A 24882-nucleotide genomic window follows, 5' to 3' on the forward strand; every position below is an offset into this window, starting at 1 on the left:
ACTACTCCAACCAGATCAGAAGACCGCTATGTCTACATTACTTCATTTCGTCGTTTTCCTGATTCCATCCCCCCAAATTACAAATGCTTCGGCAGAGATTGGTCCAACTCTAAGTACAGAATTAACGCTCAATCATGGGATTATAGTACTTCTGTGCGGTTTCTTTGTACTCGGCGGGATATTCATCTCCCGACAGATAGGCTACATGTCGTCATCGGTCAGCCTTTATGGAATTATCGTTGGTTTTGCTTTGATAGCATTCGGCGCGACAGTATTATCGGTTACGTTATATGGGCCATCATACACTACTGGATCAATCTCATTTCGGCGAGGATGGTATCCAATATTTGCAATACTAGTTGGTATCTTTCTTGCAGGATTAAGTGTCGTCATCGCATGGTACCGCTGGCCCTCACTTAATTGATTTGCTGTATGAATCCGATGTAACCTTGTATCCTCGAAATCCTCATTAATTGATACCAGGGCAGGGCCAGTGTAACACGACGCGCCAGCACTGCCATATTTCAGAGTGGCAGCCACAAATCGACTACAAGGAACGTCTCCTAAAACTGTCAAGAGAAAGCATTTGAGGCTATCTGTAATATGGCTTAACTAGCGAGATCACCGGTTTTCTTTGTACTCGCCGACGACCTCCTGCATCGTCGCCTTGCCGTCGCCGAACAGCATCACCGTGTTGTCCTGGGCGAACAGCGGGTTGGGGATACCGGAGAAGCCGGGGCTGAGGCTCCGCTTGTTGACGACGACGGTGCCGGCCTCGCCGACGTTGAGGACCGGCATCCCGGAGATGGGGCTCCCGTCGGACTCGTTGGCTCGCGGGTTCACGACGTCGTTGGCGCCGGTGACGATGACGACGTCGGTCTGGGAGAACGTCGGGTTGATCTCCTCGAGCTCCTTCATCATGTCGTAGGGGACGTCGGCCTCAGCCAGCAGGACGTTCATGTGGCCGGGCATCCGGCCGGCGACCGGGTGGATGCCGAACTCGACCTCGACGCCGTCCTCGTCGAGCAGCTCCGCGAGCTCCGCGACGGCGTGCTGGGCCTGCGCGACCGCCATCCCGTAGCCGGGGACGATGACGACCCGCTGGGCGGTATCGAGCAGCATCTCCAGTTCCTCCGGGGAGGTCTCCGTGATGTTCCCCTCGTAGATGTCGTCCATCTCCTCGGCGGTGGCCTCCTCGCCGAACCCGCCGAACAGCACGTTCGCGAGCGACCGGTTCATCGACTCGCACATGATGACAGTGAGGATCATCCCGGCAGCGCCGACGAGCGTGCCGGCGATGATCAGGGCGGTGTTGTTCAGGACGAACCCGGTTCCGGCGGCGGCCAGCCCCGAGTAGGCGTTCAGCAGCGCGATGACGACCGGCATGTCGGCGCCGCCGATGGGGATGACGAGCATCACGCCGAGGACCGAGGCGGCCGCGAGCAGCACCCAGAAGGCCGGCACGAACTCCCCCTGGAGGGTCGACGCCAGGAGGTCGGGCTGGACGACGAGGTACGCGCCGGCGAGCAGGGCGGTCAGCAGCAGCACGGCCTTGACGACCTGTTCACCCGTATACCGGATGGCCGAGCCGGTGACGACGCCGTGGAGCTTCCCGGCGGCGACCATGCTGCCGGTGAACGTCACCGCGCCGATGATGCCCGAGGCGGCCGCCGCGACGGCCATGTCGGCGGGGAACGTCGCGGCCTGCACCTCGATCAGTTCGGCGCCGGCGACCAGCGCCGACGCGCCGCCGCCGAAGCCGTTGAAGACGCCGACGAGCTGGGGCATCTCGGTCATCTCGACCTTGACGGCCAGCCCAGCGCCGACGAGGCCGCCGAGCGCCAGCCCGCCGACCAGTACCGCCGGCGAGAGGATCTCGAACCACAGGACCGTCGCCGCGACGGCGACGAACATGCCGCCGGCGGACGTGAGGTTCCCCCGGACCGCGGTCCGCGGGTGGGTCATGTCGCGGAGCCCCTGGATGAAGAGGATCGCCGCGACGAGGTAGATCAGCCGCAGGACGGCCTCCGAGAACAGCTCCGCCATGTCAGCGACCCCCTCCGTGGAAGTCCTCGAGCATGAAGTGGCTCACCAGGTAGCCGCCGACGACGTTGATGGTCGCCATGACGACCGCCAGAAATCCCAGCGCCGTCGCCAGCGTCGAGGAGCCCGACCCGGCGACGACGACCGCGCCGACGAGCGTGATGCCGGTGATGGCGTTGGCGCCGGACATCAGCGGCGTGTGAAGCGTCGCCGGAATCTTCGTGATGATGGAGTAGCCGAGGAACGCCGCGAGGACGAACAGCGTCAGGTGGGTGATGACGTCGGGCACGGTTACATACCTCCCTCGGCCGTCGCCGGGTCGACCGGCGATGTGCGCTCAGTCATCGTTGTCCTCCGTTCGCTCCGCGGGGTGGGTCCAGCGGATTTCGCCGTCATGGGTGAGCATCGTCGAGTCAACGATCTCGTCGTCGGTATTGATCTCGTTCGTATCATCGTCGAAGAGGTTCTCCAGGAAGTTCGAGACGTTGTTCGAGTACAGCTGGCTGGCGTGGTGGGAAACGGTGGCTGGCAGGTTCGTCGGCCCGAAGACTGTGACGCCGTCGTGCTCGACGGTCTCGTCGGGGCGAGTCAGCTCGCAGTTCCCGCCGGTCGCCGCCGACAGGTCGACGATCACCGAGCCGGAATCCATTCCCTCGACCATCTCCGTGGTGACCAACTCCGGTGCTGGTCTGCCGGGGACGGCAGCCGTCGTGATAACGACATCGGATTCGCCGACGACGCGGGTGAGTTCCTTGCGCTGTTGTTCGAGGAACTCGTCGTCCATCTCACGAGCGTATCCTTCATCGTCGCCGGAGCCCTCGGTCTCGAGGTCGAGTTCGACGAAGTCAGCGCCGAGGCTCTCGACTTCCTGTTTGACTTCCAGGCGAATGTCGTAGCCGCGGACGGAGGCGCCGAGACGGTCGGCGGTCGCGATGGCCTGCAGTCCCGCAACGCCGGCGCCGATGACGAATACCTCTGCAGGCTGGACGGTGCCGGCAGCGGTCATCTGCAAGGGGTACATCTTCGGCAGTGCCTCGGCAGCGACAATAGCGGATTTGTAGCCGCCGATGCTTGCCATCGACGAGAGGGCGTCCATGCTCTGGGCGCGGCCAATCCGGGGGATAAGCTCGAGGGCGAACGCCGTGACGCCGCGGTCGGCAAGGACAGTTAGTTTCTCGTCGAGGTCATATGGGCCAAGCTGTCCGACGACGACCTGGCCCTCCCGGTAGGGGTCGATGTCGTCGCCCAGCGTAGCGCCCAACCCGCGGACCTGCAGGACGACGTCGGCGCGCTCGAACACGGTCTCCCGGTCGTTAACGACGTCGCAACCGACTTCGCGGTAATCGGCATCAGACCAGTCGGATGCCACGCCAGCTCCCGCAGCAACGCATACATCATGGCCATCTTCAAGGAATTTTTCTGCTACGGATGGTATGAGTGCAACTCGTGTCTCATCTCTTGCAGTCTCTCCTGGGATTCCAATTATCACGTCTCATCACCGGGTAGAGTGTGATGATTGCAGCTGTTTGAAAAATACAATGTAGCCGTGGCAATCACACACGGACTTTGGTTCATAGGTTTGCTCACAGATGGGTCTATCGTTGATTGTTATCATATCTGCAATAAATATTCAGATAGAGGAGAATTTTGTGATATCCATCTCAACCCGTCTGTTCTAGAAGATCATGTCAAAGGTCGTTGAGACCTGGGGAAGTCCATTAGAACCGGCAGATAGTGTTATACCATAGCACACTAATTCTATTTCTAGTCCGAGTGGACTGGTGTCAATATCACCAGGGGGGAGAAAATAACACATCGAAACAAGCGATTTTGATAGTTTCTAGTGAATCCTTCAGGATAACCGGGAAAGCTTCCCTGATATGAATGTAATCAATTCTCCATTTCCGAGATACCAGCTAAATTGTTCCAGTCAGTAACTATGTCGTTATATTTAATATCATGATATCATGATTATTGAAATCTGACTGTGCCATTACTTTGGAGCAATAATGAACGTCTCAACCATTGACTATGATCAAGATTTCGGATACAGACGGTGAGTTACTGCGAGACTGGGGGCGAGACAACAGACCAATCTTGCGGATTGATTGTATTAGCCTCGAACGTAGTGTTTTCGGGATAGGTGGTGAAGACTAGGATTTCAACCCGGTCAGCTAAGTATTCGACGAGCGTCACGAGATTTTCGTCTGCGAGACCCCCAAGTCCGTCCAACAGCATGACAGGGATTCTGTCTGTCACGTCAAAGGCCTCAAAGCCAGCTAGCGCTGCTACGATTCCGATCAACTCTAGTTCGCCCTCGCTCAGAGCAGACAGGTCCGCTTCACGACCCTCTCGCGCGACCACAAGTTCATAGTCGGAAGTAAGACGGACCATCTCAAACCCGACGTCGAATGTGTCAATGATCTCCTGAATGGCGTCATCGAAAGCTTCCCGAGTACGGCGTTTTATCTCTGCTTTGCGGTCGCGAAGACGGTTGATTTCCTCGGTTAGATTTTCGCGCTCGGATTCAAGTTGTTCACGCCGTTCAGCCCGTGATTCGAGTGTCTTCATCTCTTCTTGGGCCTCCTCAAGCCGTGTCTCAGTGTACTTAATCTGACTCTCTATATCCGTTAACTCAGAATCCTGAGTCTCAACGGCTTCCGAAAGGGTGTCTATTCGATCTATCAGATTCTCTCGACGTTTTCGCGCTTCACCTAGACTCGTTTTCCTCTCTTCAAGCGTGGATTCAAGTGACGCAATTTCGTCTTCAAGGTCGGATTCACGACGTTGAGTTCTTTTTATTTCCTCTTGCCGCTCCTGAAGATCGGTTACGTCGTTTCGGAACTCCTCCGCCTTTGACTGAAGCTCCGAGATGCGATCACTGAGCTGATCGAGATTCTCCTCAACTGCCGCTTTACTCGTCTTTGATCCACACGTCCAGCAACGGATGTTATCCTCTAGGAGGTCTCGGTCGACATCTGTGATTAAGTCAACACGATCCTCATCGATGAGGCGCTTCGTCGGAGCGTACACAGACTGGAGCAATTCCGCTTCCTGTTCAAGTTTGTCGAGGCGCTGCTTGCGTTCGGCAATCCTGCTGGATAAATCCTCTTCTTCTTCAGGAACCTCTATGGCGGCCAATTCGGATCGTTTCTCCTCGAGTTTTTCCTCGGTTCGTTTGATAGTCTGCTCAAGCCGTTCAACTCGCTGTTCGACTTCATCTCGCTCTGCTTTTGCGTCGCTCAGTTCGTCGCGTTTATCGGAGACTGCCCCTTGATCATCATCCCCCTTACGGATGGCATCGCGCTCCGCTTCGAGATCTTCAAGCTGGGTTTTCAGCTGCTGGATTGTTGTCTCCACTTCCGGCAACTGTTCGGCCGCCTTTTCCGCGCGTTTGAGTTCCGTCTCGACACTATTACGCTCCTGTTTGAGATCCGCAATCTGTTCGTCAATGTTCTCAAAATCGAGCGGCCGTGTGAGCACCGATTCGAGATTATCCTCGTGACGGACCGCATCACGGACGGCGTTATTGTCGTCCAAGAATGCGTACAAAGATGCGGTCACTCGCGCTTTCTCAGAGGAGAGGTACGGATCACCCGATCGAGTAATCGTGTTATTTTCGCGGGCGAGTTCAACTCTATAGCTATCGGCATTGGTCCGGAGTTCAACTTCTCCACTTGATTCGCCCTCCGTTAGAACTTTCTCCGTACCCATCACCGTTTCGATTGCGGTGACAAAACTAGATTTCCCTTGCCAGTTGGTCCCGCGGACGGCGTTTATTCCCCGTTCAAGGGTCGCGCTCCCAGACCGGATCCCCGCAATGTTCTTGAAATTGAGGTTCCAAGTCATCTCAGCCCTCCACCTCCACTGACGGCGCTTCTTGGAAGTGATCCTTGCAGACGAAACCCCGCTCAACCGCATCCGCAATCGGAATACGGATTGGGCATTCCGGGCAACTAAGGAGAATCTGAATCTCAATGTCCGCTTCGTCGCCTTCTGGAAGTACGTCCTTTGTGTCTAGCGACGAAAGCGCTTCTCGTACCTTTGATCGAGTGATATTTTTCGCCATTTCAAGGCTTCGTTGCTCCCAATCGGAATTAGATTGGTCAACCTGTTTCTCCCCCTCAAGACAGGAGTTGAGGTGTTCGCGCATTGTGCTATAGGACACCATGTCACTGCAGACTCGTTCTGGATTAATTCCATCAGCTCGGAGGTCATCCATGACCTCCTCCCGAAGAAGATCGTCGTCGCCCCTCAGGGCCTGATAATCGCTACTTATCCGCTTGCCTGTTGTATTTCGACCGTGTTTGTCATATACGGATTTCAATAGTCGCTTATTGAACCATTCCGTCAAAGTTCGATACCCATCTGGACTGCGGCCGTCACCACCGGTCCAGCGGTTCAGGAGTCGATCGTCAACAGAGGTGTATCGGCTCCCAGAGTTATCAAGACCGTATCGATCGCAAACGATATCGATTTTGCACTGGGCTTGTGTCATTGTGAAAATCAACAAGCATCAAAACTATAAACTTGACCATTATCTCGATTAAGATGGGTCCTCGCATTGGGCGGATCAGCTACGGACTTCATAACACGTCGTTGTCACGGAATCGTTCAATCTCCGCATCCGAGTAACCGAGTTCTCGGAGGATAGCTGCAGTCTGCTCGCCTAATTCAGGCGGGTACTGCCTGATTGACGTCGGCGTTTGCGAGAAGTGCATAGGACTTCCAACCATCTCAACCTCACCAGCCGACGGATGGGAAACAGTCCGGTGCATCCCTCTTGCTTGAACTTGTGGATTGTCGAAGACCTCGTCCATATCCTTCACGTCCGAGGCTGGCACCTCATGATCGTCAAACCGGTTGAGAAGCTCTTCCGTCGTGTACTCCGAGAGTTCGGCTTCAAGAATCGCATCAAGTGCCGATCGGTTATTGACTCGGTCACTATTCCTCTCAAACCGCTCGTCCGCAAGGAGGTCAGCCCGGTCTATGGCTTCACAGAACCGCGGCCAGATATTCTCGGAGGCAACCGCAACCACGACGTAACCGTCGGTAGTAGGGAACGCTTGGTAGGGCGCGATCGTTGGGTGTTTGCTCCCCATTCGCTCTGGCGGATCGCCAGTTGCGAAGTAATTTGAAGCCATGTAGGTCATCCAAGCGACCTGTCCATCAAGGAGACTGACGTCAATTTTTTGGCCGGTACCATCTCCGAGTTCTCTGTCCAGGAGTGCAGCAAGGATTGCTTGTGCGGCATACATCCCCGCCCCGATGTCAGCGATTGCGACTCCGACCCTGACCGGCGGCCCGTCCTCCGGACCGGTTATAGACATCATGCCGCCTTCGGCCTGCATTATGATATCATAGGCTGGCCGGGAGGAGTCTGGCCCCCACTCGCCGTAGCCCGAAAGAGAGCAATAGATCAATTCGGGATTCTCCGCTCGAAGGTCTTCATAACCCAATCCCCATTTGTCCATTTGACCCACGCGGAAATTTTCGACGACCACATCCGCCTTCGCTGCGAGTTCGCGGAATAAATCTCGACCGTCTTCACTAGCTAAATTGAGCGTGATCGAGCGTTTGTTTCGATTGATACTCATGTAATAGGCACTCTCCTCACTGTCACCATATTTTGGTGGGTGCCAACCGCGGGTTTGATCTCCTCCGTCGGGGCGTTCAACTTTAACAACATCTGCACCGAGGTCGCCAAGCTGCATCGTGCAGAATGGACCCACCAAGACCCGGGAGGCGTCAAGAATCGTCAGTCCATCAAGCGGTCCAGTATTGGTCTCGGCGTCTTTCGCTTCTCCAACCATTGTTACTTGTAGGCCTTCAGGCCGGTGAGGTCCTCGCCGAGGATGAGCGTGTGGATGTCGTGGGTACCCTCGTAGGTGTAGACCGTTTCGAGGTTCGCCATGTGACGCATCGGCGAGTAGTCGGCGGTGATGCCGTTGCCGCCGAGCATCTCGCGGGCGATGCGGGACTGGTCGCGGGCCATCCGGACGTTGTTGCGCTTGGCCATCGAGATGTGCTGGGGCCGGAGGTCGCCGCGCTCCTTGAGGTCGGTGATCCGGTAGACGAGCAGCTGGGCCAGCGTGATCTGGGTGGCCATCTCGGCGAGCTTCTGCTGTTGGATCTGGAAGCGACCGATGGGGCCGCCGAACTGCTCGCGGTCCTGGGCGTACCCGCGTGCGGTCTCGAAGCAGTCGCGGGCGGCGCCGACGGCGCCCCACGCGATGCCGAAGCGCGCCTGCGACAGACAGGAGAGCGGGCCCTTCATCCCCCGGACGTCCGGGAGGACGTTCTCCTCTGGGACGTACACGTCGCTGAGGCCAATCTCACCAGTGATGGAGGCGCGGAGGGAAAGCTTCTCCTCGATCTTGTTCGTTGAGACGCCGTCCCGATTTGTCTCAACTAGGAAGCCGCGAATGGGTCTGTCAGAATCAGTGTAATCTCGCGCCCAGACGATTGCCACATCCGCAATGGGAGAATTTGTGATCCAAGTTTTCGAGCCATTCAGCAGATAGCCGCCGTCGGAATCTTCGGCGCGGGTTTCCATCGCCGTTGGGTTTGATCCGTGTTCTGGCTCCGTGAGACCGAAGCAACCAACTGATTCACCGCTACCGAGTTTTGGTAGCCACTCTTCTTTCTGTTCCTCGCTGCCGTAGGCGTAAATCGGATACATCACAAGCGCACCTTGGACGCTAGCCATTGAGCGAAGACCCGAATCACATGCCTCCAGTTCCTGCATTAGCAGGCCATACGCTTTTTCTGAGATATTGGGTGAACCGTAACCCTGCAGGTTTGGCGCATAAAAGCCCATTTCGCCCATTTCAGTGATCAATTCGGTCGGGAAGCTTCCCTTTATCCAGTGGGTGCCGATGTCGGGGCGGACCTTGTCCTCTACGAAGTCGCGGGCCGTCTCTTGTATCATCCGCTCTTCTGCGGACACATCCGACTCTATGCCGACGTAGTCGAGCATGCAACCCCTTGAATTCGACCGGTAATAATGGTGGGGGATACCAAATGTGATGCCTTCGATTGTCACGCGGATAATAACCCATGATGTATCTAAGAGCCTATCACAACCGGTTTGTATCTCTTAAGTCGTACCCAGGAAGAGGGGAAAACGCTTACAGTCTGTGGAAACAATTTGAGTTTGAATGACGGACAGCAGGTGGAGCGTTCCTGAGTCGAAGGTGTATGCGCGAGCTCGGGAACTACTTGACGCTGAGAAACGAGCAGTTCTCGCGACCGTGATTGATGTGGAGGGAAATGCCTATAGACGACCAGGTGCGAAGATGCTCGTCACACCAGACGGGGATGGTGTTGGAAGTGTGACTGCAGGGTGCCTAGAAGATCAGATTAGTCGCCTCGCAGCTGACGTTCTCTCGAATGGCCAGCCACGCGTCGAGACCTACGATATGATGGAGGACGATGACGATATATGGGGCCTAGGCGTCGGTTGTAACGGCGTTATTGACGTCCTCCTTGAACCTCTGACAGAGAGGCATCGGCCAGCTTTTGATGCCATAGAAGCTAACGAACCCGTGGGCATTGTAACGGTCCTCAAGGGCGATGTGCCGACTGGAAGCAGAATCAATTATCGCCCTGGCCACGGAATTTCAGCAGACAAGGACACCCCTAAATGGCTTCATTCGGCAGTTGAACCCGAGGCCCGGTCCTACCTCGATCAAGAACGTAGCGGAGTCGTCAGTATTGAGACCGACGAAGGAAGGGTGGAGGTATTCATTGATGCACTCACACCTGCTCCCAAGCTCGTTATCGTAGGTTCAGGGCACGATGTACGGCCTGTTACCGAACTGGCCACAAACGTCGACTTCCGGGTCCACGTCATCAGCTATCGCGGGATTACGAGTTCAGATTCGTTCCCTACTGCAGACACTGTCAGTACAACATCGCCTGCCCAAATTGGTGACGAGATTTCCTTCGACGAGAATACCTACGTTGTCGTTATGACTCACAACTTCGTAGATGACCAGATAACTCTTGAGCAACTTCTCCAGACGCCAGTTCCCTATATCGGTCTCATGGGACCGCGTAAGCGGTTCAGGGAACTACAGGAAGCTATGGCCGACGAGGAGTCTATAGAACCACCTACGGAGACCGGATTCGATCGAATATACACACCGATTGGCCTCGATTTGGGTGGTGGCACACCATACCAGATCGCACACAGTATTGTGGCCGAACTGATGGCTGTGGCGAACAACCGTGACCCGAAACATCTCTCGGATCGCGAGGGCGCAATCCATAGCCGTTCAGACGACAAATAACCTCGAATCTAGATCTCGATAGCGAATATGTCAGGGACAACAGGACGACGAAACGGACGCGTTAGTTGACGAATTAATCCCGAATCTCTTCAGCGAGTTCGAGAATGCCGTCAACATCTAGGGTTCCGTTTTCGAGGATGACGGTGCTGTCAAGTTCGACCGTCGGTTCAAGGACAAGTCCGTCGAAGTGGATTTCACTTTCCAGAGTGCCCCCGAGGCTAGTATCGTCACCGATAGCGAAATGGACCGTACCGCTTTTCTTCTTATCTTCGGCCAGATTACCGATGAGGCGAGCATCAGGGTTTGTCCCGATGGCGAATTCAGCGAGATTCCTAGCGTTTTCGTCGGCACCGTCGACGATTTCTTGCAGCTGATCGGCCTCGCTACCACCCGCGATGTCAGTACAAGTGCCATCCTCGAAGGTTAGCTCAATCGGGTCTTCAAGTTGGCCGATGTTATCCATCGAGTAGTCGATAACGACAGTCCCGTTCGTGTCCGGCTTTTGAGGACAGGTCGGCGATTCGCCTCCGGGCAGCGCTGAGAACCCGTAGTCATGGAAGTAGCCGTCTAGTGAGAATGCCGAACTGCCGTCAAGGTTTAGGTGGATATCTGTCCCGGCAGGGCTAGTGACAAGTCCTTCGCTTGCAGCATTAAGGACATCTCTGGTAGCGGCGGTGACTTCCCTAAGCTGGTCGTAGTCCGTGTTCATGCCTCCTTCAATCAGCATGTCCTCGGTGACGCCCCGGAGAACGACAACGCGAGTACCAGCATCTGAGGCCGCTAGTCGAGACTGAGTGTGAGTAATTGCATGTGTCGTCGCGGTGAAGGCCACGTCGGCTTCCTTCATCGCAGCGGCCACGGGACCCGGCGGTTCATTTCCGTGTGCGTCCAACCTCGGCATTATCGATAGTGTCGCATTCGCGCCAGTTGAGCGAGCCGCGTTGGTTATGGCGCGTCCAACACTCACCTTTTCGGGGTCAGAGATGACGAGTACCTCCTCGTCGGCCGTAACGGTTGCCAATTCTTCGACGATGCGTCTCGATATCGGACTGAGTTCTAAGTCAATCATTAGATTCCAACTCCAAGGTAGTTTTCCAGTATCGCTTCGTTTTCACGCAATTCTGCGGGTGTCGCTTGTTCGTGGATTCGGCCGTTATCCATCAGGTAGATGCGGTCGGCGATGTCCAGCACCAGGTCAACGTTCTGTTCAACAATGACGATGCTGTACCCCGATTCGGCAATCTCCTCGGTGATCTCACCAATCTCGGGGATTAAGGATGGCATCAGCCCTTCCGTGGGCTCGTCCATCAGCACAAGTTTCGGGTCCCGCATTAGTGCGCGGGCCATTGCCACCATCTGTTGTTCGCCACCAGAGAGGGTTCCGGCTTTCTGGTGCATACGATCTTCAACACGAGGGAACCGTTTGAAGATCTGTTCGAGAATCTCGTCGTCGCGAGAGGCCGTACCTAGGCCCATTACGAGGTTCTCTTCTACGGTCAGATCGGGAAACATACCCCGGTCCTGCGGGACGTAGCCAATCCCTCGGTTTGCGATGCTGCTTGGCGAGTCGCCAGAGATCACTTCACCGTCAAACCTGATCGTGCCCGTTCGCGGCGGCGTCAGTCCAATTATGGACTTCATGGTCGTGGTCTTTCCGACGCCGTTGCGCCCCAGTAGCGCTACGACCTCGTCGTTGCCCGCCTCGAAGGTCACGTCATGGAGTATATGGCTTTTCCCGTAATAAGTATTGATAGAATCGACGTCGAGCATCAGTAGTCCCTCCCGAAATAGACTTCCTGAACTTGTTCGTTCGCCTGTATATCCGCTGGCGACCCCTCAGCGATAATCTCGCCGTGGTGAAGCACGGTCAGATTGTCAACTAATTCCATTACGAGATCCATGTCGTGTTCGATGAGCATTATCGTGATTTCCCCGCGAAGTTCCTCAAGCAGATTAACGACGGTTCTCGTCTCGCTGGCTGAAAGCCCAGCGGCCGGTTCGTCAAGTAGGAGCAGTTCGGGGTCGCTTGCGAGCGCCAGTGCCATCTCAAGGACCTTCTGATCACCATGTGAGAGATTCTCGGCAGTCTCATCAGCGTGTTCAGCAAGCCCAACGCGGGTAAGAATCTCCATAACACGTTTGATTCCTTCCTCGTCATCCCCATACCGCTCCAGTGGATTGAGGAAGCTCTTCTGTCCGTTGAGCGCTCCCAGGACGTTCTCGGTGACCGTCAGTTCGGGGAATATACTGGTGATCTGGAATGCTAACGCCATCCCCCGATTGGTGATTTTGTGAGGTGGCATATCTGTAATCTCCTCATCGCGGAAAAAGATCTTGCCAGACGTTGGGTCAAGCATTCCTGAAAGCATGTTGAACACAGTTGTCTTACCGGCCCCATTCGGGCCGATAACTCCACGAATTTCGCCCTCATGGATCTCAAGGTCAACGTCGTTGACGGCGGTCAATTCACCGAACTTTCGGGTAAGTCCGTCTGTCCGAAGTATGGTCTCACTCATCGGTTGTCACCTCCTTTGGCGCGTTCGAATCACTATCAGGTTCGGCCGGTGGCTCCTCCTCATCGGAGCCTGGCAGTATACCGAATTCCGTCAACCGATCGCGGATTCTTTCGTATACGCCGACAAGGCCTTCCGGCTCGAAAATCACTGTTGCCAGTAACAATGCACCAATGATCAATGGATAGGCGTCTGTGAGACCACTCACGTAGTTTGAGGCACCCTCAATTAGAATCGCACCGAAGATAGCCCCGATGAGGGTTGCACGGCCACCTACGAGAGTGTACACGACCGCATCTCCGGAAACGATCAGGTCAAAGTGTGAAGCGCTCACGAAACCAGTAACGTACATACTCAACGCGCCGGCAAGGCCGGCAAATGCGCCGCTGACGCTGAATGCGATCAGTTTGTAGGCTGTGACGTTGTAGCCGAGCATCCGCACTCGCTGTTCATTGTCTCGAATCATCCGGAAGACGAGTCCAATCGGCGAGTTCACCAGTCGATTCATGACTAGAAGAGAGACGGCGACTACAGTAAGTACGAAAAAGTACCGGAACATCGGATCAAACATCGAATATTCTCCGAGTAATGGTAGTGTGAATTCGGGGAGTAGGACGCTAATCCCGTCTGTGCCACCGGTGATGGATGTCATGCTCACGGAGGCGAGGTTCGCGATCAACACAATCAGGATTGTGACAATCACAAACCCATGCGAACTCACTCGAATCGCAATGAGCCCGATGCCTATAGCGATTATCGCTGTGAGAAGGAATCCAACAATGAGACCAGAAAGGAGTCCCTGGCCGTAGTCTTGGATTGCGAACGTTGCTGCGTACGCTCCGATTCCGTAGAATACGGCATGTCCGAAACTCAACAGCCCCGTATAACCATATATCAAATCAAATGATGCCCCATATAGACCCAACGCGAGGATTGATGCGGCCAAGAATAACAGAAAGTCCCCGACCGTAAAGGGATAGATTATGGCGATTACTGCGAGGAGAATCCAGCCGCCGTGTTTTGGCGTCAGCGTACCGAGAGGGGTATCGAACGTACGTGTCATGCTGAAGCACCTCTGAAGATACCGTCTGGGCGTACCAACACAAATGCGATCATCAGCGAGAAGGTCAAGATGCGCGCCTCAACTGGCGTCATGAATATAGTAGTCACATTCTCAACTACCGCGTATATTAAGCTGGCGACGAGGACACCACGTAGGGAACCTAGTCCGCCGACAATCACAACCATGAAAGCGACGGCAAGGACATCCAGTCCCATCAGGTGGCCAACACTGACGATGGGTGCCAGTAATACACCGGCTAGCGCGGCTAAGAATGCACCGAGGCCGAACGTGAATATGTATACCTTAGAGGTTGGTATACCGAGCGCACTAGCAGTGTCGCGGTCTTGGCGGACTCCGCGCATCCAAGTACCGTATCGAGTCCGAAAGAGAAACAGGTATAGACAAACCATTAGTCCGATTGAGACGCCACCCACCACTAGACGGTACAGTGAGTAGGAGATGCCCGCAAACGAGATCGTACCGGCAATCGGAGCCGCCACCGACCGAGTGCCTGGCCCGAATGTCATCAAGGCTAGTTGATCGAGGATCAATAAGAGACCGAAGGTTGCGATTAGCGTGATTGTGAGGTCGTCCTCAATGGGCCGGAGGATTCCACGCTCGACTGTCATCCCAATCACACCGACGGCGAGGGGTGCAATCAATAGCGCGGCAAGGAAGCTCCCTGTAGCACCAATGGTGAACCATCCGATGACCGCACCCAACATATACAGCGACCCGTGTGCCAGGTTCACGATCTCGAGCAGCCCATAAATCAGATTTAATCCAAGGGCAATTAATGCAATAATCAATCCCCAAGTGACGCCGTTCAGAAGCGCCACTGCGAGGTCACTTTCCAGCGCCATATCTTTAGTAGATTTCCCCGTCTGAGCGACTTACAACGCGATTTCCGTCAATCAGCAGCCCATATCTCGACAATAGATTTCGAACCTGCCAAATTACGCCAAGCTTGGTAATCATACACCTGCCACTGTTATTCACACTCATGACCTGGTCGAGTAGTTTCAACGCTATTGGTATAAAGGTTGCTGGAAAATTCGGTCAACTGGATGGACTGTGACCACTGGACAATGGAAGATTTTGACATCTATACCACTTGGGGACCACCGATGATCGGACTCATGGAGGACATGAACAAGCTATATATTTCATCTCTCTAAAGCCATACCGTGGCATGAGTTACCAATGCAAGTCCCAGGAGATTGACCGACCATGACAGATTTAACCGGCGGAAAAATCGTCGTGCAGAACACTGATGAACTGCCGAAGTTCGGAAACGAAAAGTTTGCAAGCCAGATACTGGCCGATGAGACCATTGGCGTCGAGAATGTGAGTGTTGGCGTCGTAACGTTCGAACCTGATGCGGAAGGCTCACGACACGTTCGGGAAGTTGAGGAAATTGTATATATTCTCGACGGTGTAGCCGAGATTATCACCGACAACGAAACCTACCGGCTCACGAGGGGACAAGCAGCAGTGATTCCGCCCGGTGTGTATCACAAACATGTGAATGCCGGAACTGAGCCGCTCCGAAAGCTCTGGATATTCGCTCCACAAGGACCAGAAAAAGACATCCGCGAACGAGAGGTAACTGGATCATGAGCACACTTGTGACGAACATCGGCCAAGTCGTCACTGGACGTCTTGAGGAACCTATACTCGATGTGGAGACGGTCTACATCGAAGGTGGCAGGATTCGGGAGCTGGGTACGACGACAGCAACGGCTGAAACCACCATCAACGCAAACGGCCTCACCCTGACACCGGGCCTCCTTGACTCACACGTCCATCCCGTATTCGGCGACTACACGCCCCGCCAGCAGACGGTCGGATGGTGCGAAAGCTACCTTCACGGTGGGATTACTTCCATGATTTCGAATGGAGAGCCGCACCTCCCTGGCCGCCCCGACGACATCGAGAGCGCAAAGTCACTCGCTACACTCGCCCGAAAATCCTATTCCAAGAAGAGGCCGGGGGGTGTGAAGGTCCGAGGTGGTACCCTGATTCTCAACGGAGATATGACCGAAGCAGACATTGAGGACGTCTACCGTGAGGGTGTCGAACGACTGAAATTTCTTATGCCAGTTGAAGACCGCGATCGCGCTCGAGATTTGGTGACCTGGGGGCACGAGCGGGACATGATAGTTCTCATGCATTGCGGTGGCACGAGCCTTCCAGGCGTGAAATCTACGAACGCGGAGATGTTCGTCGACATTGAACCCGATATCGCCGCCCACGTCAACGGTGGCCCAACACCCATTCCTGACGACGAGGTTGCAAAGCTGGTCATCGAGACAGACATCGTTCTAGACTTGGTACTTGCGGGGAACCAGCGGGTCGCAGTCGATGTTCTGAAGATGGCTGACGAACGGAATGACCTCCATCGCGTACAACTCGGTACCGATACACCCTCGGGAACCGGTGTAACTCCGCTCGGAGTCCTGCTGGAAGCCGCTTTTTTGACCGGCATGACCGATATAGCCCCCGAATCTGTCATCTGTTTGGCTAGCGGAAACACAGCTAGACATCACAATCTCGACACTGGTAGGATAGAGAAGGGGCGGCCAGCAGACATGATATTGATGGGAGCCCCTAAAGGGAGTCAGGCTGAGACAGCTCTCGAGACACTGAATGCAGGGACGTATCCAGCAATAGATACGGTGTTCGTTGATGGAGAGGTCTTGGTCCATGGGAGTCGAAACACCGCTCCTGCAAAAACGACGACAACAATCGAAGGAACATGATGAAACCAAGTATTCGGACACAGGCGATGGTTGAATTGACAACGTACCGTGACGGGGAAAGAGCGCTTGATAACCCAATCACGAAAGTTGCCGGAGTGGCCGTCCTCGATAACCCTTACTCAGGAACGTGAGAAGAAGACCTGTCTCTACTTACCAAGTGGGGCGCCGACCTTGGTGAGAGATTAACCGAGTCTGCCGTCGATCGACTCGGCGGGGCGAAAATCGTCGAGAGCTATGGGAAAGGAGGTATTGTCGGCAGCGACGGTGAGCTTGAGCACGTTGCGGCGATGCTCCACCCCGAACTCGGGGCGCCGTTACGAGAAGTCGTTGGCGGTGGAGACGCAATCATCCCCAGCGCAAAGAAACGTGGAGGACCCGGTGCGGTGCTTGACGTGCCGACCCATTACAAGGATGAGGCCTATGTGCGGACGCACTACGATGCAATGCCGGTCCGAATTGAGGATGCGCCTGCGGCCGATGAGCTTGTCCTGATTATCGTTGTAACCGACGGCGGGCGGCCACACCCACGCATCGGCGGGCTACAGAAAAACGGGCTCGAAGACTGATCAAGCATTAGACCTGAAGCGCGACGAGAGCAGCGCCCAGAGCAACGATTGCACCCGCAACAACGATTTTCCAAGTGACCCGTTCAAGCCGCTGAAGGAACACGTACGAGATAACAATGACAAACAACGGACTCGTCTGCAGGACTGGCTGAACAAGCACCACAGGGGCGACTGCAAGCGCCGCGTAGTAACTGAGTAGGAACGCCGAGTTCGCGAGCCCGGCCGCCACGTACCACTTCGTGTTCGTCGATTGAAACGCGCTCCGGCTAGGTAACGTCCCCCGGTACCGCAAGTATGCGTAGAAGGCTACGGTCGCGGTCAGCGTCTTGACGCCGAGGCCGACGAAAGGAGAAGTTCCCGTCGCCAAGCCAACTTTTGCGAAGATCGGCTCAATGCCGTACAGGAAAGCGGACGCCAACGGCAGGGCAAGGTAAGACCAAGAGAGTGAATCGAGTCCGTCCGAAGAACTGCGGCTCTCCAACGAAATGATGGCAACGCCGATTACGACCAATACTGTGCCGACACCCATGAGTGGCGTCAGCGTCTCTCCGAGGACGAGGACTGCGAGGATAGCTGCATGAATCGGCTGAGAGGCTTTAATCGGTTCTGATCGGCTCGCCCCTATCCGTTCGATACCTGCGTACTCGAAGGCCCTACCCATCATCGTACCGACCAGCCCGGCAGCAGTGAAGGCGAGCAATGCATTCTGAGGTAGGGTATAATCCGGATAACCAACGGCAATTCCGATTGGAACAAGCACGGCGATGTTCACGAGTAAGACGACGATCAGTGCATCGTTGGACTGACCACTATCTGTTCCCACGCGGACGCAGCCTACTTGTACTGCGAGGAATAACGCGGCTGATACCGCGAGTCCAGCACCGACTAAATCAACCATTCATTTATTCAATCACAGAGACCCATTTTTGTTTTATCGGTTCTTATAATATGAATGTCCACGAGGTAACGACTACTCACTTTCCGTCGGAAATCCCCTTGGGAGTCAATCGGGGTGAGCCATCTGGTAGCTGCGAAACGTTCCCATGGAGCGAACAACTCCTCATCGAGTAGATCTTATGGCCATCGGCTAATCGAAGTACTGGATTAGAACTCCTGATCAGCTAGGTTCGCCCTCGCTGGTAGTGGCGGTTCCGTTAGCTCCATCTTCGACACCGTTTCGAGTTCCGAACCGGAGACCCTAGTAATGTAGCGGTTCATGAAGGCTTGGTGGTCTTCGCCACGGATGAATTTATCACCTTGTGGGTAGGCCGTTCCGGCTTCGACTGACGGCCCCGTTTCGAACCACTCAATGAATGCCTGATGGTCCTCCTGACTTGACCAGCCCGATGCTTCGATTCCGTCTCGGATGAACGAGAGCGCCTCGTAGGCGACCCAGTACTGGCGGACAAGAGCCCTATCTGTGCCCTCAACGTCCGCAACCTCCCGAAGGTGATTATTCCCCTCTGTGTCCAGGTTTGGTGGGAGTCCAGTAATGAAGGAGGCCCCCTGCCCGGAGTCCTGAATATCTTCAATGTTCGTACCTTCGATTCCAGATATGTCACCAAATCGCTCCCCTGGAATACCCAAATCGGCGCTCTGTTTCAGGAAGCTGATCGAAGATGGGAGGATAAGTGCCGTGAACAAGACATCTGTCTCATCCGGGACGCTGTTTAGGTGCGGTGTGAGATCTGTCTCACCAACGCTGACTGGAATTGTATCAAGAATCTGGCCTTCGTTACCCATGACCTCTTTTATCGCGTCCCGCCATTGCTGGCCGAACGCGTAGTCTTGATACATGATTGTCCAGTTCGATCCGAGATTCTCCAACCCCCACTCTACACCTAATGCAGCGTTTTGTGTTATGTCATGTGCGGTCCGAATTGTCCAGCGGTTCCCATCCTCGCCGGTAACTGATGGGGCTGAACCGCTTGGAAAGTACGGAACCTGCATCTGTTTGGCAAGTGGAATCGATGCAATATTCACGCCTGAGGAGAATGAGCCGATAATAAAATCAACTCCTTCCTGCTGAGCGAGGCGTCGAAATACCTGACCACCAGCCTCCGAGTTGGTTTCTGTGTCCTCTACAAACAGTTCCACATCTCGGCCATCAATTCCACCGTTACTGTTGATCTCCTCAATGTAGCCTTCCAGAACCCGTCTGAACCAGAACCCATAGGTTGACAGTGATCCAGTAAGGTCGGCCTGCAATCCGACTTTAATTCCGTCATCAGTATCACTATCACCACCACTGAGGCAACCAGCCAGTCCGATGGCACTGCCTGCACCGAGTGATTGGAGAACGCTACGCCTGTTAACGAATTCTCGTGCTCTCTTCATGTTTTGTTGACCCTCAATTTGATTAGGTCACACACCCCGTGGTATGTGCCTTCATCACATAGCGTATCTAAGGTGCAATAACTCTTCTGATGGTGGTATAGCAAACTCAGGCAGAAAAGCGAATTTCAGCTATTTTGGTCTACCGAATACCCTCCGCCCTTCACTATAGGAAGTCAGCTTTCAAATAAGACCCCTTAGAATTCTTGGCCTGCCAAATTCGCACGCGCTTCAAAGGTAGGTTCATCAACGCTGACACGCGTGGCGTTCACCAGCTCTCCACCCTCAATTCGCTCTATGTGCATATCCATGAATGCCTGATGGTCTTCTCCGCGGAAAAACTTCGGTCCCTGGGGATAGCGATCCCCTCCTTCAACGGAGGGGCCTTCTTCAAACCATTCAATGAACGCTTGGTTATCGTCCTCCCCAGACCATTCAGTTTCCATCACGGCATCCTCTATCCATGAGAGGGCTTCATAGGAGGCGTTAATGTGGCCACCAAGATAGATGTTATCCGTTCCTGATGGATCAGCCATCTCACGGAGTCTATCAACGCCATCAACGTCGGTATTTGTCGCTTCACGCGGGAGCATGGTCACATACTCCGCCCCTTGTGCACCCTCACCGGTTTGACTGATGTCCACGCCCTCAATAGAGGCAATCGCGCCAAGTCGTTGGCCTGGTGTTCCGAGATCAGCACTCTGTTGTAGGAAATTCAACGATGAGGCACCTATCAGTGCATTGAACAGAACCTCCGTATCGTCTGGAACCTTATTTAGATAAGAGGTCAGGTCGCTCTCACCGACTGGAACGCCAATGGAGGTCAATACCTCACCATCACGTCGTTCAACGGCAGCGGAAACCGTGTCCCGATATTGCTGTCCGAATGCGTAGTCCTGGTAGATAATTGTCCACCGTGACCCACTATCCATTCCGTGTTCGACAGCAATTTCAGCAGCGTGTTCCGTACTGTGATTATTCCTGACGACCCAACGGTTACCGTCCGAGCCGGTGATAGAGGGTGCCTCGCCCAGCGGAAAATACGGGACTTGCATCTGTTTGGCCAACGGATTCGTCGCGATTGAAACCCCGGACGATTGGGACCCGATGACGAAATCCACATCTTCTTGCTGAACTAATCGCCTGAATACCTGGCCGCCCGCCTCTGAGTCAGTTTCTGTGTCCTCAACGTGCAGTTCAACCTGGCGTCCATCGATCCCATCGTTTTCGTTAATACTTTCGACGTAATTTTCGAGTATACGACGGTGCCAGAACCCGTAAATCGACAGTGCACCAGTGAGATCAGCCTGCAACCCGATCTTTATCGAATCATCGTCGTCACCTCCTCCTTCCGTACAACCGGCGAGACTGATAGAGCCAGCCCCGGCGAGTGCAGTGAGTCCTTTCAGTGCTGACCGTCGTGTAACGTCTCGATTATGTCCCTCTACCCGAGGGTTGTGATTCTCACTCATACTTCTGTAAAGAGAGATATTATGCATCTATTTATAGTTTGTGGGCCCATCGAAGGAAAGTATCCTTCGCTGACATCTTGCCGCCAGGTTGTACTGATAAGGCGCTTCACCACTGTGGAACGGTCGAGGAGGAGGAGGAATATCCACATGGAGAATATCGCAGGCAGCCTAGCCGGTACATTTACGTTCCAGTATTGAGACGCAATCACATGGGTGATTAAGTGCAGTACTATCAACCCGATTCGCTCTCAGATGCGGTGGACCGCCTGAAGGAGGCTGATGAAGCAAAAATCGTCGCCGGCGGACAAAGCATGATGCCCCTATTGCGCCAGGGACTCATTTCACCCGACAGGCTTGTAGACATCACTAATATCCCTGATCTAAATCAGGTCACGATATCCGGCAGGAGCGTCGAAATTGGTGCCCTAGTGACTTACTCTGAGTTGCTAGAGACGGATTTGTGTACCGAGCTTGACCTGCTCCGAGACGCTATAGAGGCAATTGCCGACGTCCCTGTACGCAATGCTGGGACGATCGGCGGCGGCGTCTCTCATGCGGATCCGGCACAGGATCTGCCCCCGGCACTCCAGTGTCTTGATGCCCAGGTCGTAAGCTTTGATGGCAAGGAGACGCGCCGACACGACTTGACGGAGTTCTTCCTTGACTACTACCTGACCGAACTTGCGCCTCACGAGATCGTCACCGGAATTGAGTTCGAGATGCCGCCTGCCCATTCCGGCGGCACATATGCGAGCGATACCGAAGCACCGGGCGGCTGGTCAACTGCCGGTATCGCTGCGCTAATCATTCCAGACGAGGACGATGGTGAGACGTGCGTTGATGCCCGCCTGGCCTACTGTGCAGGCGCCCCAGTACCGGAACGCGTTTCTAGCGAAATAGAGGAGACGCTCATCGGGAATCGAATTGATCGGGAAATCGTTGACGAAGTCGCTACGGCAATAATCAGCGATCTCGAATTAATAGACGATGTTGGCGACGATATTGAATACCGGAAACACCTGTTTCGTGTTATGACGAAACGCGCGATTTCAACGGCGCTTGAGCGGTCAGAGGCGCCACCACTCGTGGAGGCTTCACAATGAGTGAAATTAACGAGATTACGATTGATTTGAACGGAGAGGAACAGACGTTCTCGGTCAAACCCGGAGTCCCACTCCGGGACGCTATCCGGAACGAATTACAGATGACGGGGACCAAAGAGGCATGCGAAGTCGGCGAGTGCGGATCCTGCATGACACTCATCGAGGGCACACCAGTCAAGTCGTGTTTGGTGCCAGCCCACCAAGCCAATGGTAAGGAAGTCACAACTGTTGAAGGCCTTGCCGACGACGATCTCCATCCGGTTCAGGAGGGTTTCATCGAGGAATTCGGTCTCCAGTGTGGCTACTGCACTCCGGGTTTCATCATCTCTTCAGTCGCACTACTAGAGGAAAACCCAAATCCGAGTCGGGAAGAGATCAAACAGTACTTGAAAGGAAATCTCTGTCGATGTACGGGGTATACCAAGATTTTCGACGCTGTAGAGCACGCTGCTGAAGCGTACGACGAGTAAATATCCACCAGGACGGACATCAGAGTGGGTGGTAATTACTGAACTTTCCTGTGGGACGATGGATGTTCTATGCCGGTTATGGTCGGAGGGAATCTATTTATATCTCGCTAGTAGACTTCGAGGCGGAGATGGAGATTCAAGACCTATCTATCCGTGTTGATGAGGAGACTAGTGTCCCACCGAAGCTGCCGACGTTCCGGCAAGGGAGGGTCGTAAGACATGAGGAATCGGACTATGAGAGTGACTTCATGGCGACGACGACTCACATCGGTACGCACATGGACGCACCCTACCATTTTGACGCTAACGGACGCAAAATTGGTGATATTCCGCTAACAGAGACGATTCGACCAACCAAGCGCGCCGACGTTCGCGACATAGCCGAACCGAATATGGAAATTACGCTTGCAGAGGTGAAAGATCGTCTGCCAAGCTCGCTCGAAGAGGAAGAGTTCCTCTTTGTCCACACCGGTTGGAGTGACGAACACGAGGGGACACAGACATTCTATGAGGAGAACCCCTATTATGCAGAGGAAATCGCAGAATACGTGGTTGAGAGCGGCGCTCGCGGCCTAATTACTGATGCTGCAATTGACCCAGGCGATGAGGGCTACCGGAATCACTATACCCTCCTCGAAGCGGACAAAGTGATTGTTGAGAACGTCGTCAACTGTGAGGGATTGCCTGACGAGTTCCGTACCTACGTCATTCCGATGCGATTGGCTAACGGTGATGGAGCCCCAGCACGGGTTTTCGTGGTTAAGGACGAATGACTCCAAAAGTCGCCGCTATTCAATTTGAGGCTGGACCGGATGCAACACCCGCGGCAAATCTCGACCGGGGGATGGACATAATACGTGAAACAGCCGCTGACGTCGATATCGCCTGTCTTCCCGAGTATTTCGCAACCCCGTATTTCCCGGCCGAACAGAAACCTGAGAATTTCGATCTCGCTGTTCGCGACGATAGCAAGTTCGTCGACCAAATCCGCAAGACAGCAGCCGAGACCAATACAGCAGTCATTGCTCCGGTATTCGAGGAAGGATATCCAGGCGGCCGTTATTACAATACGGCACTGATTATCAATGCTAATGGCGATCTCGCTGGGAAGTACCGGAAGCTCCACCCGTTCCAGCGGCCCGGCTATAACGAGACCTATTACTTCTCTGCTGGAGACCTCGGTGCGCCCGTATTTGATATCGGTGATCTGACTGTCGGGGTGATGATCTGTTTTGATAGACACTTCCCGGAAATCGCTCGTGTTCAAGCACTCCGCGGGGCCGACGTGGTGTTCGTTCCGACCTGCAGCTTCGGTGAAGAGAATCGTGACGAAGTTTGGGTAAAGGAACTCACCGGTATAGCTGTCTCGAACTCCATATACGTAGTTGGTGTAAACCGCGCGGGCACCGAGGATGGACAACTGCACTTCGGTGCCTCAACCGTCATCGACCCTCGTGGCGAGGAGCTCGCTACACTTGGTAACGACCCTAATACCCTGGTTACCGAGGTATCCCCGTCAATAGTTACCAACGTCAGGCGTACTACGAAACATCTAAACGACATCAGAAAAGAGTTACTTCCAGACCTCGAGTCACTGTGACTCGGCTGGAGTTATTGTAATAGAACCAACACTTCAACACACCCTTAGGTCGTGTATTTCTATAATGAATCCTACATTAATTCTGTCGGAGCTGTCACAACAGATGGAAATCAGGAGAAGAATTAAGTCGTTTGTTCGTCTCTGCATACCTGCATGGAATTTGAAGGAGAGTTCAGTGTAGCGAGCAGTCCCTCGGAAACGTGGGACTTCCTCCAGGATCCCGAGAAAATCGGGTCGGTCATCCCCAACTGCCAAGATATCAAAGTTGTCGACGACACACACTACACCGCGGAGATTGGTGTTTCGGTGTCCCACATCTCAGTGACATTCAATGTGAATGCAGAGATCGTTGAGGCAGTAGAGGAAGAATTGCTAAGGTTCCGACTTACAGGTAACGCCAAAGAAGGCGACAGCCGAATGGAATCGAACGTTACAGTCCGTCTGTCACAGGGGGAGGACCCCGGAATAACGGACATTTACTGGCAAAACAACGTTGACGTCACCGGTCGCATCATGAACATGGGCAGCCGGATCGTCAAAAGTGTCGGTATGCGTCAAACCAACAAGACAATAGAAAACGTCAAAGAAGAACTCGGGGAGGTGGAGAAAGAGGAAGAGGAGTCTGGTGGACTCCTAGGCTGAATAGTTCGAGACTTCATAAG

General features: G+C 54.3%; 24 protein-coding genes. 9 read left to right on the top strand and 15 right to left on the bottom strand.

The features are described from left to right. Positions 1-621: 621 nt before the first annotated feature. From HWV07_RS08780 to HWV07_RS08810, 7 genes are all read right to left on the bottom strand, one after another. Complete coding sequence (locus HWV07_RS08780) at positions 622-2046, bottom strand: NAD(P)(+) transhydrogenase (Re/Si-specific) subunit beta (RefSeq protein WP_178333938.1); 1425 nt, start codon at positions 2044-2046, stop codon at positions 622-624. A 1-nt stretch (position 2047) separates the two neighbouring features. Further along, the gene (locus HWV07_RS08785; RefSeq protein ID WP_178333939.1) at positions 2048-2332 is read right to left on the bottom strand and encodes an NAD(P) transhydrogenase subunit alpha part 2; all 285 of its coding nucleotides are present in this window, start codon (positions 2330-2332) and stop codon (positions 2048-2050) included. A 48-nt stretch (positions 2333-2380) separates the two neighbouring features. Next, positions 2381-3532, bottom strand: coding sequence for a Re/Si-specific NAD(P)(+) transhydrogenase subunit alpha (locus tag HWV07_RS08790; RefSeq protein ID WP_178333940.1), 1152 nt, complete (start codon positions 3530-3532; stop codon positions 2381-2383). Positions 3533-4104: 572 nt separating this feature from the next. Further along, the gene (locus HWV07_RS08795; RefSeq protein WP_178333941.1) at positions 4105-5892 is read right to left on the bottom strand and encodes an archaea-specific SMC-related protein; all 1788 of its coding nucleotides are present in this window, start codon (positions 5890-5892) and stop codon (positions 4105-4107) included. A gap of 1 nt (position 5893) precedes the next feature. Then, on the bottom strand, positions 5894-6541 hold the full coding sequence (gene rdfA, locus HWV07_RS08800; RefSeq protein WP_178333942.1) for a rod-determining factor RdfA: 648 nt from the start codon (positions 6539-6541) through the stop codon (positions 5894-5896). 88 nt (positions 6542-6629) lie between these two features. Continuing rightward, the gene (locus HWV07_RS08805) at positions 6630-7856 is read right to left on the bottom strand and encodes a CaiB/BaiF CoA transferase family protein (protein ID WP_178333943.1); all 1227 of its coding nucleotides are present in this window, start codon (positions 7854-7856) and stop codon (positions 6630-6632) included. A 2-nt stretch (positions 7857-7858) separates the two neighbouring features. Then, complete coding sequence (locus HWV07_RS08810; RefSeq protein ID WP_178333944.1) at positions 7859-9022, bottom strand: acyl-CoA dehydrogenase family protein; 1164 nt, start codon at positions 9020-9022, stop codon at positions 7859-7861. A gap of 181 nt (positions 9023-9203) precedes the next feature. Here HWV07_RS08810 and HWV07_RS08815 point away from each other — a divergent pair, with 181 nt between their 5' ends. Continuing rightward, a complete protein-coding gene (locus tag HWV07_RS08815; RefSeq protein WP_178333945.1) occupies positions 9204-10337 on the top strand; it encodes an XdhC family protein in 1134 nt (377 codons plus the stop codon). Positions 10338-10410: 73 nt separating this feature from the next. On the opposite strand, the gene HWV07_RS08820 is transcribed toward HWV07_RS08815, so the two are convergent. Genes HWV07_RS08820 through HWV07_RS08840 form a run of 5 tightly spaced genes read right to left on the bottom strand, consistent with a single transcriptional unit; the run spans position 10411 to position 14776 of the window. After that, on the bottom strand, positions 10411-11406 hold the full coding sequence (locus HWV07_RS08820; RefSeq protein WP_178333946.1) for an aminopeptidase: 996 nt from the start codon (positions 11404-11406) through the stop codon (positions 10411-10413). After that, positions 11406-12107: an ABC transporter ATP-binding protein gene (locus tag HWV07_RS08825; RefSeq protein ID WP_178333947.1), complete on the bottom strand. Its 702-nt coding sequence runs from the start codon at positions 12105-12107 to the stop codon at positions 11406-11408. Before HWV07_RS08825 ends, HWV07_RS08820 begins: the two co-directional genes overlap by 1 nt. Next, positions 12107-12853 (bottom strand): ABC transporter ATP-binding protein, encoded by a 747-nt coding sequence (locus tag HWV07_RS08830; protein ID WP_178333948.1) that lies wholly within the window; start codon positions 12851-12853, stop codon positions 12107-12109. The genes HWV07_RS08825 and HWV07_RS08830 overlap by 1 nt, the downstream gene beginning before the upstream one ends. Further along, a complete protein-coding gene (locus tag HWV07_RS08835; protein WP_178333949.1) occupies positions 12846-13913 on the bottom strand; it encodes a branched-chain amino acid ABC transporter permease in 1068 nt (355 codons plus the stop codon). The genes HWV07_RS08830 and HWV07_RS08835 overlap by 8 nt, the downstream gene beginning before the upstream one ends. Next, entirely contained in the window at positions 13910-14776 is an 867-nt protein-coding gene (locus HWV07_RS08840) for a branched-chain amino acid ABC transporter permease (protein ID WP_178333950.1), read from the bottom strand. Before HWV07_RS08840 ends, HWV07_RS08835 begins: the two co-directional genes overlap by 4 nt. Positions 14777-15143: 367 nt before the next feature. Between HWV07_RS08840 and HWV07_RS08845 the strand changes: the two genes are divergently transcribed. The 3 genes from HWV07_RS08845 to HWV07_RS08855 all read left to right on the top strand — a co-directional run bounded on the left by HWV07_RS08845 (position 15144) and on the right by HWV07_RS08855 (position 17241). Beyond that, positions 15144-15533 (top strand): cupin domain-containing protein, encoded by a 390-nt coding sequence (locus HWV07_RS08845; protein ID WP_178333951.1) that lies wholly within the window; start codon positions 15144-15146, stop codon positions 15531-15533. Further along, the gene (locus tag HWV07_RS08850) at positions 15530-16675 is read left to right on the top strand and encodes an amidohydrolase family protein (RefSeq protein ID WP_178333952.1); all 1146 of its coding nucleotides are present in this window, start codon (positions 15530-15532) and stop codon (positions 16673-16675) included. The genes HWV07_RS08845 and HWV07_RS08850 overlap by 4 nt, the downstream gene beginning before the upstream one ends. A gap of 140 nt (positions 16676-16815) precedes the next feature. Then, positions 16816-17241: an amino acid synthesis family protein gene (locus HWV07_RS08855; RefSeq protein ID WP_211694314.1), complete on the top strand. Its 426-nt coding sequence runs from the start codon at positions 16816-16818 to the stop codon at positions 17239-17241. A gap of 7 nt (positions 17242-17248) precedes the next feature. Here HWV07_RS08855 and HWV07_RS08860 read toward each other — a convergent pair whose 3' ends face one another. The 3 genes from HWV07_RS08860 to HWV07_RS08870 all read right to left on the bottom strand — a co-directional run bounded on the left by HWV07_RS08860 (position 17249) and on the right by HWV07_RS08870 (position 21047). After that, a complete protein-coding gene (locus HWV07_RS08860) occupies positions 17249-18139 on the bottom strand; it encodes an EamA family transporter (RefSeq protein ID WP_178333953.1) in 891 nt (296 codons plus the stop codon). A 206-nt stretch (positions 18140-18345) separates the two neighbouring features. Beyond that, positions 18346-19578 carry an ABC transporter substrate-binding protein gene (locus HWV07_RS08865; RefSeq protein WP_178333954.1) on the bottom strand — a complete coding sequence of 411 codons (1233 nt, stop codon included), beginning with the start codon at positions 19576-19578 and terminating at the stop codon, positions 18346-18348. Positions 19579-19772: 194 nt separating this feature from the next. Continuing rightward, positions 19773-21047 carry an ABC transporter substrate-binding protein gene (locus HWV07_RS08870; RefSeq protein WP_178333955.1) on the bottom strand — a complete coding sequence of 425 codons (1275 nt, stop codon included), beginning with the start codon at positions 21045-21047 and terminating at the stop codon, positions 19773-19775. Positions 21048-21268: 221 nt separating this feature from the next. On the opposite strand from HWV07_RS08870, the gene HWV07_RS08875 reads away from it, so the two are divergent. The 5 genes from HWV07_RS08875 (at position 21269) to HWV07_RS08895 (ending at position 24862) form a co-directional block, all read left to right on the top strand. Beyond that, the gene (locus tag HWV07_RS08875; protein WP_178333956.1) at positions 21269-22150 is read left to right on the top strand and encodes an FAD binding domain-containing protein; all 882 of its coding nucleotides are present in this window, start codon (positions 21269-21271) and stop codon (positions 22148-22150) included. Further along, the gene (locus HWV07_RS08880; protein ID WP_178333957.1) at positions 22147-22620 is read left to right on the top strand and encodes a (2Fe-2S)-binding protein; all 474 of its coding nucleotides are present in this window, start codon (positions 22147-22149) and stop codon (positions 22618-22620) included. Before HWV07_RS08875 ends, HWV07_RS08880 begins: the two co-directional genes overlap by 4 nt. 128 nt (positions 22621-22748) lie before the next feature. After that, positions 22749-23393, top strand: a complete 645-nt coding sequence (locus HWV07_RS08885) for a cyclase family protein (RefSeq protein ID WP_178333958.1) — start codon at positions 22749-22751, stop codon at positions 23391-23393. Beyond that, positions 23390-24220: a carbon-nitrogen hydrolase family protein gene (locus tag HWV07_RS08890; RefSeq protein WP_178333959.1), complete on the top strand. Its 831-nt coding sequence runs from the start codon at positions 23390-23392 to the stop codon at positions 24218-24220. Before HWV07_RS08885 ends, HWV07_RS08890 begins: the two co-directional genes overlap by 4 nt. Before the next feature lie 153 nt (positions 24221-24373). Further along, positions 24374-24862: an SRPBCC family protein gene (locus HWV07_RS08895; protein ID WP_178333960.1), complete on the top strand. Its 489-nt coding sequence runs from the start codon at positions 24374-24376 to the stop codon at positions 24860-24862. Positions 24863-24882: the final 20 nt, after the last annotated feature.

Origin of the sequence: Natronomonas salina (genome assembly GCF_013391105.1) — an archaeon.
Taxonomy (GTDB): domain Archaea; phylum Halobacteriota; class Halobacteria; order Halobacteriales; family Haloarculaceae; genus Natronomonas; species Natronomonas salina.

Coding starts and splice junctions, on each gene's coding strand:
- HWV07_RS08780 (WP_178333938.1), bottom strand. CDS start 2,046: ATGGCGGAGCTGTTCTCGGAGGCCGTCCTGCGGCTGATCTACCTCGTC.
- HWV07_RS08795 (WP_178333941.1), bottom strand. CDS start 5,892: ATGACTTGGAACCTCAATTTCAAGAACATTGCGGGGATCCGGTCTGGG.
- rdfA (WP_178333942.1), bottom strand. CDS start 6,541: ATGACACAAGCCCAGTGCAAAATCGATATCGTTTGCGATCGATACGGT.
- HWV07_RS08805 (WP_178333943.1), bottom strand. CDS start 7,856: ATGGTTGGAGAAGCGAAAGACGCCGAGACCAATACTGGACCGCTTGAT.
- HWV07_RS08810 (WP_178333944.1), bottom strand. CDS start 9,022: ATGCTCGACTACGTCGGCATAGAGTCGGATGTGTCCGCAGAAGAGCGG.
- HWV07_RS08815 (WP_178333945.1), top strand. CDS start 9,204: ATGACGGACAGCAGGTGGAGCGTTCCTGAGTCGAAGGTGTATGCGCGA.
- HWV07_RS08820 (WP_178333946.1), bottom strand. CDS start 11,406: ATGATTGACTTAGAACTCAGTCCGATATCGAGACGCATCGTCGAAGAA.
- HWV07_RS08825 (WP_178333947.1), bottom strand. CDS start 12,107: ATGCTCGACGTCGATTCTATCAATACTTATTACGGGAAAAGCCATATA.
- HWV07_RS08830 (WP_178333948.1), bottom strand. CDS start 12,853: ATGAGTGAGACCATACTTCGGACAGACGGACTTACCCGAAAGTTCGGT.
- HWV07_RS08835 (WP_178333949.1), bottom strand. CDS start 13,913: ATGACACGTACGTTCGATACCCCTCTCGGTACGCTGACGCCAAAACAC.
- HWV07_RS08840 (WP_178333950.1), bottom strand. CDS start 14,776: ATGGCGCTGGAAAGTGACCTCGCAGTGGCGCTTCTGAACGGCGTCACT.
- HWV07_RS08845 (WP_178333951.1), top strand. CDS start 15,144: ATGACAGATTTAACCGGCGGAAAAATCGTCGTGCAGAACACTGATGAA.
- HWV07_RS08850 (WP_178333952.1), top strand. CDS start 15,530: ATGAGCACACTTGTGACGAACATCGGCCAAGTCGTCACTGGACGTCTT.
- HWV07_RS08860 (WP_178333953.1), bottom strand. CDS start 18,139: ATGGTTGATTTAGTCGGTGCTGGACTCGCGGTATCAGCCGCGTTATTC.
- HWV07_RS08865 (WP_178333954.1), bottom strand. CDS start 19,578: ATGAAGAGAGCACGAGAATTCGTTAACAGGCGTAGCGTTCTCCAATCA.
- HWV07_RS08870 (WP_178333955.1), bottom strand. CDS start 21,047: ATGAGTGAGAATCACAACCCTCGGGTAGAGGGACATAATCGAGACGTT.
- HWV07_RS08880 (WP_178333957.1), top strand. CDS start 22,147: ATGAGTGAAATTAACGAGATTACGATTGATTTGAACGGAGAGGAACAG.
- HWV07_RS08885 (WP_178333958.1), top strand. CDS start 22,749: ATGGAGATTCAAGACCTATCTATCCGTGTTGATGAGGAGACTAGTGTC.
- HWV07_RS08890 (WP_178333959.1), top strand. CDS start 23,390: ATGACTCCAAAAGTCGCCGCTATTCAATTTGAGGCTGGACCGGATGCA.
- HWV07_RS08895 (WP_178333960.1), top strand. CDS start 24,374: ATGGAATTTGAAGGAGAGTTCAGTGTAGCGAGCAGTCCCTCGGAAACG.